The sequence below is a fragment of the Flavihumibacter sp. UBA7668 genome, assembly GCF_002483205.1.
Lineage (GTDB): Bacteria > Bacteroidota > Bacteroidia > Chitinophagales > Chitinophagaceae > Flavihumibacter.
Map to the genome: position 1 here is coordinate 206,021 of NZ_DLHM01000001.1, position 11,219 is coordinate 217,239.

At 41.1% G+C, this 11,219-nt stretch carries 11 protein-coding genes; 7 read left to right on the top strand and 4 right to left on the bottom strand.

Translation table 11 applies throughout. The annotated features are described in order from the left end of the window. Positions 1-28 precede the first annotated feature (28 nt). From B2746_RS00965 to B2746_RS00985, 5 genes are all read left to right on the top strand, one after another. Positions 29-1,603, top strand: a complete 1,575-nt coding sequence (locus B2746_RS00965; RefSeq protein WP_290789907.1) for an SUMF1/EgtB/PvdO family nonheme iron enzyme — start codon at positions 29-31, stop codon at positions 1,601-1,603. A gap of 58 nt (positions 1,604-1,661) precedes the next feature. After that, the gene (locus tag B2746_RS00970; RefSeq protein ID WP_290789909.1) at positions 1,662-2,948 is read left to right on the top strand and encodes a UDP-N-acetylmuramoyl-tripeptide--D-alanyl-D-alanine ligase; all 1,287 of its coding nucleotides are present in this window, start codon (positions 1,662-1,664) and stop codon (positions 2,946-2,948) included. Between the two features lie 70 nt (positions 2,949-3,018). Further along, positions 3,019-3,486 carry a DUF983 domain-containing protein gene (locus tag B2746_RS00975; RefSeq protein ID WP_290789912.1) on the top strand — a complete coding sequence of 156 codons (468 nt, stop codon included), beginning with the start codon at positions 3,019-3,021 and terminating at the stop codon, positions 3,484-3,486. 66 nt (positions 3,487-3,552) lie between these two features. Then, positions 3,553-4,623: a sensor histidine kinase gene (locus tag B2746_RS00980; protein WP_290789914.1), complete on the top strand. Its 1,071-nt coding sequence runs from the start codon at positions 3,553-3,555 to the stop codon at positions 4,621-4,623. Further along, positions 4,604-5,356 (top strand): LytR/AlgR family response regulator transcription factor, encoded by a 753-nt coding sequence (locus tag B2746_RS00985; RefSeq protein ID WP_290789916.1) that lies wholly within the window; start codon positions 4,604-4,606, stop codon positions 5,354-5,356. Before B2746_RS00980 ends, B2746_RS00985 begins: the two co-directional genes overlap by 20 nt. A gap of 9 nt (positions 5,357-5,365) precedes the next feature. Here the strand turns inward: B2746_RS00985 and B2746_RS00990 are convergent, their stop codons facing one another. Continuing rightward, the gene (locus B2746_RS00990) at positions 5,366-6,082 is read right to left on the bottom strand and encodes a 3-ketoacyl-ACP reductase (RefSeq protein ID WP_290789918.1); all 717 of its coding nucleotides are present in this window, start codon (positions 6,080-6,082) and stop codon (positions 5,366-5,368) included. A 4-nt stretch (positions 6,083-6,086) separates the two neighbouring features. After that, on the bottom strand, positions 6,087-7,046 hold the full coding sequence (locus B2746_RS00995; RefSeq protein WP_290789920.1) for an ORF6N domain-containing protein: 960 nt from the start codon (positions 7,044-7,046) through the stop codon (positions 6,087-6,089). Positions 7,047-7,096: 50 nt separating this feature from the next. Between B2746_RS00995 and B2746_RS01000 the strand changes: the two genes are divergently transcribed. Together B2746_RS01000 and B2746_RS01005 are read left to right on the top strand one after the other, a co-directional pair. Continuing rightward, complete coding sequence (locus B2746_RS01000; protein ID WP_290789922.1) at positions 7,097-8,146, top strand: LLM class flavin-dependent oxidoreductase; 1,050 nt, start codon at positions 7,097-7,099, stop codon at positions 8,144-8,146. Between the two features lie 70 nt (positions 8,147-8,216). Further along, positions 8,217-9,089: an AraC family transcriptional regulator gene (locus B2746_RS01005; RefSeq protein ID WP_290789925.1), complete on the top strand. Its 873-nt coding sequence runs from the start codon at positions 8,217-8,219 to the stop codon at positions 9,087-9,089. Here B2746_RS01005 and B2746_RS01010 read toward each other — a convergent pair. Continuing rightward, on the bottom strand, positions 9,058-10,158 hold the full coding sequence (locus B2746_RS01010; RefSeq protein WP_290789927.1) for a phytase: 1,101 nt from the start codon (positions 10,156-10,158) through the stop codon (positions 9,058-9,060). The two genes, B2746_RS01005 and B2746_RS01010, sit on opposite strands and share 32 nt — an antisense overlap. Before the next feature lie 14 nt (positions 10,159-10,172). Then, complete coding sequence (locus B2746_RS01015; protein ID WP_290789929.1) at positions 10,173-11,201, bottom strand: hypothetical protein; 1,029 nt, start codon at positions 11,199-11,201, stop codon at positions 10,173-10,175. Positions 11,202-11,219: the final 18 nt, after the last annotated feature.

Sequence of the window (11,219 nt, forward strand, 5' to 3'; positions counted from 1 at the left end):
TCGTTATTACTATCTAAAACCAGCTTAAATGGCTATCAATATGAACTGGAAAAACCTCACAATCCTTGTATCCTGTGCCGCTATGGTGGCTTCCTGTAAAAATGGGAAGTTATTTGGCAAAAAAGCCGAAAAATCGGACGTAACCGGTTGGAATTATAACGACAAAAACCAGGGAGGCTATCAGGTCTCCAAAGAAAAAGAACAGAGAACCGGTCCGGGACTCGTTTTCGTTCAGGGTGGTACCTTTACCATGGGTGCTACTGAAGAGGATGTGATGGGCGATTGGAATAATATTCCCCGCCGTGTAACGGTGAATTCCTTTTATATCGACCAGTCTGAGGTAGCCAACGTACATTATCGCGAATATCTTTATTGGATCAATACCGTTTTTGATGGTGACGAGCATGCTCCGATCCGCAACGGTGCACTGCCCGACACGCTGGTTTGGCGCAGTGAGCTGGCTTATAACGAGCCAATGGTGGAATACTATTTCCGCCACCCTTCCTACAATTATTATCCTGTGGTGGGTGTTACCTGGAAGCAGGCAAATGATTTTTGTTTGTGGAGAACGGACCGTGTGAATGAGCTGGAGTTGATTAAAAGAGGTTTTATCAACGACAAGTCGCTGAAAAATATCACTGGTATTGCGGAAGAAAATTTCAACACCAAATCTTACCTGACAGGTGAATTCCAGGCAACTCCTGGTAAAGCAGCCAAGTCTAAAAAGAATACACTTAAGAATCCGAATGGTACACCACGTACCCAGGTTACTTTCGAAGATGGTATCCTGTTGCCGAACTACCGTCTTCCAACAGAAGCAGAGTGGGAATATGCAGCACTGGGATATGTTAACCAGAATCCACAGCCTTCCAAGAAAGAAGGAAAGCGTGGTGAGGAACTCGTAGCCAATAAGCAGGTTTATAGCTGGAACAATAACGTAAATGGTTTGCGTGATACCCGTAAAGGCAGCTGGCAGGGTACTTTCATGGCGAACTTCAAACGTGGTTCAGGTGATAACATGGGTGTTGCAGGTGGTCTGAATGACCGTGCTGTTTACACTGCTCCTGTTGAATCTTTCTTCCCGAATGGTTTTGGCATCTATAATATGAGCGGAAACGTGAATGAGTGGACGGGTGATGTGTATCGTCCATTATCACTGACCGACTTTGATGATGTTTCTCCTTATCGTGGTAACAAATATTCTACGGTTGATATCGATGCTTCTGAGAACAAACCTACAAGAGACAGTCTGGGTCGTATCAAATATCGGTTGATGACAGATGATGAAAGTAAAGATCGTCGTAACTATCAGCGTGCTGATGTAATCAACTACCTGGATGGTGATTCTCTGATACAGGGAGTAAACTATGGTTACGGAAAAACAACCCTGATTGGCGACAAGAGCCGTGTAATTAAAGGTGGCAGCTGGAATGATCGTGCGTATTGGCTGAGTCCGGGTACACGTCGCTTCCTGGAAGAAGATCAGGCAAGTTCAACTGTAGGTTTCCGTTGTGCAATGGATCGTGTTGGTAGTCCGGAAGGAAACGGTCGCAAAACCGGTATCAACTACAAAAAGAGAAAACAGAATTCCCGTAAGAGATAATCTTCTGAATACTATTCATAAAGAGTCGCTGTTTGGCGGCTCTTTTTTATTTTCGTGTATGACCATCCCTGAAATTTATCAACTGTTTTTACAATACCCTTCTGTTCAGACTGATACCAGAAAACTGAAAGAAGGTGATTTGTTCTTCGCGCTGAAAGGTGACCAGTTTAATGGCAATACGTTTGCACAAAAAGCGCTCGAAGCCGGGGCTGCATATGCAATCATTGATGAGCCTGCATATAAAACCGATCATTGCACCATACTGGTAGATAATGTGTTGGTTTGCCTGCAACAACTGGCCTTGCATCATCGCAGGCAATTCAGCATTCCGGTCATTGCAATAACCGGCAGTAACGGAAAAACAACCACCAAGGAATTGATTCATGAAGTATTGTCGACTAGGTATCGTACATACACAACTGCAGGTAATCTGAATAACCATATCGGTATTCCGTTAACCCTGCTTCGAATCAAACCCGATGCAGAAATGGCGGTAATTGAAATGGGTGCCAATCACCAGAAAGAAATCAGTTCCTATTGTACTTATACCGAGCCTACGCATGGGCTGATCACGAACCTGGGGAAAGCGCATCTTGAAGGATTTGGAGGAGTGGAAGGGGTGCGCAAAGGCAAGGGAGAATTATTTGATTACCTGCGTGCGCGCGAAGCTACCGCTTTTGTCTGGTGGGATGATGAACATTTACGCCGTATGTCACTCGGCATTGAAACCATCATCCGTTATGGAACCAAAGAAGGTGATTTGGTTGGAAATGCAGTGAATGATCCATCAGGGCAACGTGAATTTCTTCAGGTCCAACTCACCAAAGGAATTGATATCGGATATATTTCCACCCAACTGGTAGGTGCTTATAATGCACCTAATGTACTGGCAGCAGTTGCTGTTGGGAAATGTTTTGGGGTGGATGGTGAAGCGATTAAAAAAGCGATAGAATCTTATCTGCCTGAAAATAGCCGCAGTCAACTGATTAAACGGAATGGACAACACATTATTCTGGACGCCTATAATGCCAATCCATCCAGCATGCGGGCTGCTATCGCAAATTTCCAACAATTAAAGGTCACTAATAAAGTGTTGCTATTGGGCGCCATGGCAGAACTGGGAGAAGAAAGTTTGCAGGAACACCAGGCCATTATAGATCTAATTGCAGAAACGGATTGGAAAGCGGTTGTATTGGTAGGTGGCGACTTCGGTAAACTGAAGCATCCCTTTATTCAATTACAGAATAGTTTGGAAGCGCATGACTGGCTGCTGAAGCAGGAATTACCCGATGCATATCTTCTTATCAAAGGATCAAGAAGTATGCAGATGGAAAAAGTGCTGTAAGCCGTTGAGGTGATATTAATCACCTTTTTATCCGATTACAAGGAGTAAATTTGCAGAAAATCGGAAGGTTATGGCAAAAACTTCGAATCGACCAGGCTATTTATCGACTGTATTAACCAATAGTTGTCCCCGTTGCCGGGAAGGAAAAATATTCGAATCCTCCAATCCATACCAATATGGAAAGATCCTGAAAATGAATGACCGTTGTCCTGTTTGCGGACAACCAACTGAAATAGAAGTCGGGTTTTATTATGGTACCGCTTATGTTAGTTATGCATTAACTGTTGGTTTTTCAATATTCACATTTTTGGCCTGGTGGTTATTAATTGGATTCTCGCTTGAAGATGGTGATTACCGGGTGTTATACTGGGGAATTACCAATGCAGTGCTGATGATTGTATTGCAACCGGTATTCATGCGCTTATCAAGATCAGTCTGGCTGAGTTGGTTTGTTAAATACGATCCCAACTGGAAATCGAAGGAAATAGACAAACAATCACTCGAAAGAGTAGTTTCAGAACACATGGGCGACTGGTAAGTTGCATCCATAAGCGGTAGCATTTCCCCCTGCATATACAATAATTTTACAGTTTGTGTAATTCACATGAACGACAGTAAAATCAGAATCTTTGGTGCAATGATAATGGGTGTTATCCATTATTGTTTCTTCATGATTGAGTTATTGGTATCTGTTCCGGATACCAGCTGGTTAATTCCAAAAACAATCGGCACAACTGTTTTATTTGTAGTTACTCAATGGGAACCAACCCGATGGGTAGTAATGAATACCTATCGCAAATGGGGACATGAATTCAATTCCAGAAGAAAATGGACCAATGCATTGGTCCTGATTCCTTTTGCTTTTCTGGTAGAGGCAGGCAGAATTCAGGTGGAAGACATCACCAATTACTGGACCAGTGAATCCCTGCACAAGTGGTCAATTTACCTCATAAACTTCAGAGTCAGCCTTATTTTTGTTTTTCTGCAGGTGGTATTTTATGAAAGTTTTTTTGCTTTTTATGAGAAGAACAAAACACAGCGGCAGGCAGAGCAGTTAAAGCGACTGAACCTGCAAATGCAGTACGATTCATTAAAGGTTCAGATCCAACCCCATTTCCTTTTTAATACCTTAAATACGCTGGTTGGATTAATTCAGCTGGACTCCAAAAGAGCAACCCGTTTTACAGAGGAACTTGCATTTGTATATCGCTATTTTCTTGCAGCCAATGAAAAACATACAGTACCACTTACGGAAGAAATTGATTTCACCTATGCCTATTATTATCTTTTTAAAACACGCTATCCGGAGGGATTAACAGTCGAATTTCCGGAGCAACTGAAAGAAGTGGAACAGTTCAGCATTCCTACTTTAAGTCTTCAGTTATTGGTTGAAAATGCAATCAAACATAATATTGTTTCCAATCAGCGGCCACTATGTATAAAAATTGAATTGTCGATCGACAAAAGGCAATTGATAGTATCCAACAATCTTCAACGAAAAAAGAATTCAGCAGGATCGGGAAAAGGGCTGGCGCATTTAAAAAAGAAATTCGCCTTGCTGGGTTTGCCTGATTTGTCAATTCAGGAAACCGCAACTGTTTTCTATGCAAAAATCCCCCTGCTTCCTTCCATTCATATTTATAAAATGAATACACATGAATATAGCCATCATTGAAGATGAAAAAATTGCAAGAACCCACCTGCAGCAATTAATTGAAGAACTTGACGGACAAATAACTGTTGTCAAAACGCTGGACAGTGTAACATCTGCGGTAGAGTACCTGGGATCAGACAAATCGATAGACCTGCTGTTTATGGATATTGAATTGGGCGATGGGCAGAGTTTTGAAATAGTGGAACAGCTCAATCTGGAAATTCCGATAATTTTTACTACTGCCTATGAAAGCTATGCCTTAAAAGCATTCAAAAACCTGAGCGTTGATTACCTGCTGAAGCCAATTAAAAAAGAAGAGCTTTGGGAAGCATTGAACAAGTATAAAAAACATTACAAGGAAAACAACAAGTATATTCATCCACTTACTCAATTGCAGGTTCAGTTAACCGGCAAATACAAAGCAAGGTTTCTGGCAAAATTAGGTTCCCGTATGGTTTCAGTTCCTGTTGAAACCATTGCTTATTTTTTTACAAAGGAACGACTTCAATATATAAAAACGCTGAATGGCAAAGAGCTACTGATTGACAAGCCACTGGATGAAATTGAAAGCGTGCTGGATCCCTCTAAATTTTTTCGGGCAAACAGACAATTTATCCTTTCTTATGCAGCCATTAAAAAAACCCAGGCCTGGTTAAATGGTAAACTTAAAGTAGGTATTGAACCGGTTCCCTACGAAGAAATTATAATCAGCCGCTTACGGGCAGCTGATTTTAAAAAATGGCTGGGTGAATAGTTTAAAAACTCAGGGATTCGTTGAAAAAATACTGGCTTCTTTTAATAATAACCGGGGATGCAATTTTAGTTGGGCAATAATGAGTTCTGCAAAATCTTCTGGATGCATGACTCTTTCAGGATCTCCCTTGATTAAATTGGCACTGTTGGCAAGGTCTGTTACAATAGTACTTGGTGCCAGTGCAGTAACCCTGATATTAAATTTTCTTACTTCCTGCATCAAACTTTCTGAAAGTCCGAATACGCCGAATTTGGAAGCGCTGTAGGCACTTGTTACAGCACTCCCCGACTTGCCTGCTGTGGAAGAAATATTGATAATATCTCCCGACTTCGCCGCAATCATTTCCGGCAGAACTGCGCGTGTAACATAATACACACCAAAGAGATTAACCTTAACCTGTTGTTCCCACACTTCCGGATCCAGTTCAAGAAATCCGCCAAAAGTTCCGGTACCTGCATTGTTGATAAGAATATCAAATTTCCCAAGGGCAAGCCTTAAGGAGCTGACTGCCTTTTCTACAGCCAGGCGATCACTGACGTCAGCCGTTGCATACGCTGCTTTGCCACCATTCTTAATTATTTCATCTGCCAGTTGCTGCACATCCTTTTCAGTTCTTGCCAATAACCCAACGGTTACGCCTTCTGCAGCTAATGCCTGCGCAATGGCTTTTCCAATTCCCTTACCAGCGCCTGTTATCAGGGCTATTTTATTTTTTAAACTTTGCATATGCTTATTTTGTTTCTGTTTGCAAATTTAGTAAACCAAGAAGCTTCCCAAGCTCACTATTCATTTTTGAAAATGCAAACCATTTTTTACCCAGATCTTTTAATGATGCGCCAACATGGTAAAGTTCCGTTTCATCGATAATTAAAAAACGATCGTGTGCATTTTTTAAAAGTTCAATTCGTATTTCGGGATACTGACTGTTATATTTTTGCAAATCCAAATTAAGTTGGTTATTAATCGTTTTAGTGAAAATAGTAGCTGTTACATTCCCTTGCCTTTTACCTAATAAAGATAGCACTGTATCATCCACATAGTTATCAATGAGGATAATCGACTTTAATGAACTTCGAATAATATCTGAAACAAAAGAGTACGCATCAAATATCTGGCCATCAAAAAAAACACCCCGCTCATTTTGTAGTTTTCCTCCTTCCAGAGCTTTGAAAACCTTTTCAAATTTATCATCCTGTTCAACTTGTTTGAGTTCTATCATTCCAATTCTGGAAAAAAGAGCAGCATTACTAAATAGCATTTTCCGCATTTCCACAAAAGTATTTATTATCTCGATGCTTACTTTAATTGCAATTTTACTCCTTAATACGCCTGATAACATCGCTACTCCTTGTTCAGTGAATACATATGGCAGATATCTTCGACCACCGTGGCTTTTTCTTGAGGTTCCAAATTGGAACCTCAAATCTGCATCTTCTAACTCAGTCAATTGGAACCAGAAAGAGTCCGGAAATCGTTCAAGGTTTCTCTTAACCGCTTTGTTAAGAACCTTAGTTTCGACCTGATATAATTCAGCAAGATCACTATCCACTATTACCTGAATTCCACGAATTGTTTGGATCAATGGTCTTATTTCCCTTTGTGTAATACTTTGATTATTATCCACAACTTTTTTATAATATGTTAAATTAAAAACAGGCGGTACCTTTACCCGTAAAACTACTTTCGCCATAGGCTGATGTCAAGCGTTAAATAACGGTATTTCACTATTTAAAGAACAGTATGGAAATTGGAATTTGTTCATTTGCTGATTTGGGAACACATCCTGTTACCGGTGAATCAGTTTCTCCCCGGCAAAGACTGGAAAATTTACTAGAGGAAATAGTTTTAGCAGACCAGTTGGGCATTGATGTATTTGCTGTTGGTGAACATCATCGACCAGATTATGCCGTCTCCTCACCTGCAACAATTTTAGCTGCAGCAGCAGTTAAAACCAATCGCATAAAGTTGTCATCCGGTGTTACGGTGCTTAGCTCAGATGATCCGGTGCGGGTTTTTCAGCAATTTGCAACCGTTGACCTGCTTTCCAAAGGCCGGGCTGAAATATTAGCGGGACGTGGATCATTCATTGAATCCTTTCCCTTATTCGGCTATAATCTGAGAGAGTACGATGCGCTTTATGCTGAAAAACTGGATATGCTGGTAAAACTAAACCAGTCGGAAAAAATAACCTGGGAAGGGAAACTGACCCAAACCATTCCAGGAAGAGGCGTTTATCCCCGCCCCTATCAGGATCAGTTACCTATTTGGGTAGCAGTTGGTGGCACTCCTGAATCAGTGGTACGTGCAGCAGAATATGGGTTGCCCATGACCCTGGCAATTATAGGCGGACAACCAGCGCAATTTGGTCCATATGCAAATCTTTACAGAGATCGTTATTTACAGGCAGGACATCCGGCAGACAGGTTTCAACTGGCGGTCAATTCACATACATACATAGCCGAAAATTCACAACAGGCCCTGGATGAATTTTATCCACCCTATGCCGATGTAATGACCCGTATTGGTAAAGAAAGAGGCTGGTCAGGCTTAAGTCGCGAACAATATGAGGCAGGCGCCGGGCCCAATGGGGCTCTTCTGGTTGGAAGTCCGCAGCAGGTAGTTGATAAAATCCTGTATGAACACGAATTATTTGGCAATACCCGCTTCCTCGCACAAATGAGTATCGGTGCCCTGCCACATAAACTAGCCATGCGCTCGATTGAATTATTGGGCACCAAAGTTCTTCCACAAGTGAAAAAACAACTCAATTCCAGTCCTTTTCCGCAATAGCATCATCGACTTGCGTATGTGGCACAGAATTCCTAATTTCAGGAACGACTGTTACACAAAACTGCCTGCCATGCTACCTGATCAAGAAACTGGTTCCTGTAAAAAAATTCTCAACTTTAAACAGTTGGGATTTACTGATTTACAGTTGCTGGGCAAATATAATTACAACAAAGCCGAAGAAAAAATGCCCAATCATGTGCATAATGGCATGATTGAAATCTGTTATTACGACAAGGGAAGCCAGTATTTTGAAGTAAACGGAAAGCAATACCTGGTAAAAGGAGGCGATGTATTTATCCATTTTCCCGGGGAAGTGCATGGTTCCGGCGGTCATCCGGAAGAAAAAGGCTGCCTTTACTGGATGCTGATTAAACTTGACAAGTCGGTCCCCAATAACCTGGTTATGTTATGCAACCTGATTATTGAACGAAAACGAAGGCATTTCAAAGGAACCAAAGATATCAAACGGGTATTGGAAGAAATTTTCACGATTGCCCGAAAAAATGAAAATGAATCTATAAAACAAATCCGAATCCATCTGATTCTTCAACAACTACTGCTCTGCCTGCTAGACAGAATCGATTACCAGGAAAAAGAAGCGGAAAATGAACGACTGGCAAAAGTATTGCAGTACATCAATAGTAAACTAACAGAGAACCCTTCCATTGCAGACCTTGCACGCGAGATGAACCTCTCTGAATCCCGTTTCAAAAATCTGTTTAAAGAGCTTACCGGATTTACACCGGGTGATTATATTCAACGGAAAAAAATCGAAATCGCTCATAGAAAAATTGCTGCAGATCCTGCCTGTTGTTTAACGGATCTCGCCTATGAGCTTAATTTCTCCTCTCCTCAATATTTCTGTACTGTATTTAAAAAATACACCGGAGAATCCCCCGGTGCATTGAAAATTAAAAACTCCGGTTTTGCCCTGCTCGCATAAGGCTGTCACCGATTATTTTTTCAGCCCGATAGTAGTGAAATGTTTTATCATCACTCATGGCTACAAATAATCCAAAGGGGAAATCCGGCAGCAGCGGTACGGATATAATTTCACTTCCATCGCTTTCCCTGGCGGCTACATATTGTTTTCGTATAAAGGGATGAGCATGCTTATTTTCGTTTGTACCTTCCCGTGGGTAGATATGAAAACTATGATCCTGCTGATCAGATACAAGAATAAATCCGGTACTGTCTGTCAGGTTATAAATGGAAATTCCTTCATTGTCCTCTTTGAATTTTCCGGTTCCAAATAAGGCCAATTCCTGATTTCCTTTTTCCGGATCTGCATAATATTTACGAATTCCGAATCCTTCATCAGAATAATAAATATAACCCAGTTGATCATCTACTGCAATCGACTCAATTTCATTTAAACCACTGTAGGCGCCAAACTTACGCACCAGTTTAGCCTGCACCCTGCCTTCCTTTGTTCCCGATAGCTGGTATTGCCAGAGATAACTGCTGTCTGTAGGGCCATTTTTACGACCAACAATGGCGTATATAACACCCGCTTTATTTTTATATAGGGAAATACCCATGAGATCCCGAAATTCAGGCCCGGTTTCTCCTTCAAAAACAGGGATACCACCGCCATCCAGTGGTACCACATCCGGCATCCGAAAAACCCTTAACTGATGCGTCAACCGTTCTGTAACCACTGCGATATCAATCAGGGTGTCGCCGATTTGCAGCTCATATTCAATATCAACATTATTGGGTCTTTTCAATCCCCTTACCGAACGATTCGAATCCAGCTTACCTTTCAGATCAAACACAAATAACCCTCCGTTTTCATCTTTATCCGTTCCTACAATGAGCGATTTGGAAGGATCCGACGGGTGGATCCAGATAGCAGGATCATCGGTATCGTGTTCCAATGTATCAGTAATATAAAAAGGTTTCAATTCAGTATTTATCTCTTCCAAAACCTGCGAATTGCTATTATTAACGCAGCTGCCAAAAAAAACAGCAATCACCAGAGCAGGTATAAACGTTCTATTTAATTTCATAAATCTTTCCTGGTTTAACGGGTTAATAGTAATTCAGCAGTTACGGATTCTTCCTCCAATTCATTGGTCAGTTCCAGCTTCAATTCATTATCAAGAATCGAAAACTCACCTGCCAATACATATTCAAGCAAAGAGCCATCTTCCAGTTCCAATTCTCCCGTTGCTTCCAGCTCACCAGATGAAGTAAGGGTACTGAGTTCTTCCAATTCAAGTTCCAGTTCGATCACTTTATTAACTTCCTCTGTTTCACCACATTCATCTAACAGCTCTGTTTCTTTTAATTCTACCAAAACTTTTACCTCCTCCAGTTCAAACGTTATTTCAATTTTTTCCACATCAGCTAGATTCAACGCAGCAATATCTTCATTTACCAATCCGAATAATTCCTTGAAAGCAGCAAATTGAGCAGTATTTTCCAAATCCAATTCCCATGCTCCATGTACACCTTCGTCATCCAGAACTTCATAAGTGAAAGATAGAGCTGTATTAACCACTACATTTTCTGTTGCTGCATCTACAGAAACCAATTTAAACTCTATTGCTCTTTCCTCTTCATTTAAAACTGCATCATTCAGGTAATCTTCATCTACTTCAAAGACCAGCTCCATTTCTTCAACCCCTTTTGGAAATACAACCGATCCGTTTCCGGTAGCCGGATCAAACTGAAAATCCAGGTCAATTCCTTCATCTTCCGAACTTGTACAAGCATCAATCTCATAGAGTGCAGTACCTGCCTTTATATAGGATGCTAAATCATCTATACCCATATTATCACTAACAGTAAAAAACACCCGCACATCCTGTTGTAATGGTACCACTTTACCACCCAGCTCTTCTCCTTCAGGATCTACCCGGTCTACCAGCGTCAGATCAATACTGAACTCATCACTGTCTTCCAATTCACCACCAATTTCATCCGCAAAACGGATGACCTGTGGAAATTTTTCCGGCTTAACGGGTAGTACCAGGTCTTTATTTTTTTTATCACAGCCAATGCAAAAAAGCATAAACAGGCTGCTTAGTAAAAGCAAATTATTTTTCATTTCCAATTATTTTATTGA

Coding starts and splice junctions, on each gene's coding strand:
- B2746_RS00990 (WP_290789918.1), bottom strand. CDS start 6,082: ATGCAAAGTTTAAAAAATAAAATAGCCCTGATAACAGGCGCTGGTAAG.
- B2746_RS01000 (WP_290789922.1), top strand. CDS start 7,097: ATGGAAATTGGAATTTGTTCATTTGCTGATTTGGGAACACATCCTGTT.
- B2746_RS01005 (WP_290789925.1), top strand. CDS start 8,217: ATGCTACCTGATCAAGAAACTGGTTCCTGTAAAAAAATTCTCAACTTT.
- B2746_RS00970 (WP_290789909.1), top strand. CDS start 1,662: ATGACCATCCCTGAAATTTATCAACTGTTTTTACAATACCCTTCTGTT.
- B2746_RS00980 (WP_290789914.1), top strand. CDS start 3,553: ATGAACGACAGTAAAATCAGAATCTTTGGTGCAATGATAATGGGTGTT.
- B2746_RS00995 (WP_290789920.1), bottom strand. CDS start 7,046: ATGGCGAAAGTAGTTTTACGGGTAAAGGTACCGCCTGTTTTTAATTTA.
- B2746_RS00985 (WP_290789916.1), top strand. CDS start 4,604: ATGAATATAGCCATCATTGAAGATGAAAAAATTGCAAGAACCCACCTG.
- B2746_RS00975 (WP_290789912.1), top strand. CDS start 3,019: ATGGCAAAAACTTCGAATCGACCAGGCTATTTATCGACTGTATTAACC.
- B2746_RS01010 (WP_290789927.1), bottom strand. CDS start 10,158: ATGAAATTAAATAGAACGTTTATACCTGCTCTGGTGATTGCTGTTTTT.
- B2746_RS01015 (WP_290789929.1), bottom strand. CDS start 11,201: ATGAAAAATAATTTGCTTTTACTAAGCAGCCTGTTTATGCTTTTTTGC.
- B2746_RS00965 (WP_290789907.1), top strand. CDS start 29: ATGGCTATCAATATGAACTGGAAAAACCTCACAATCCTTGTATCCTGT.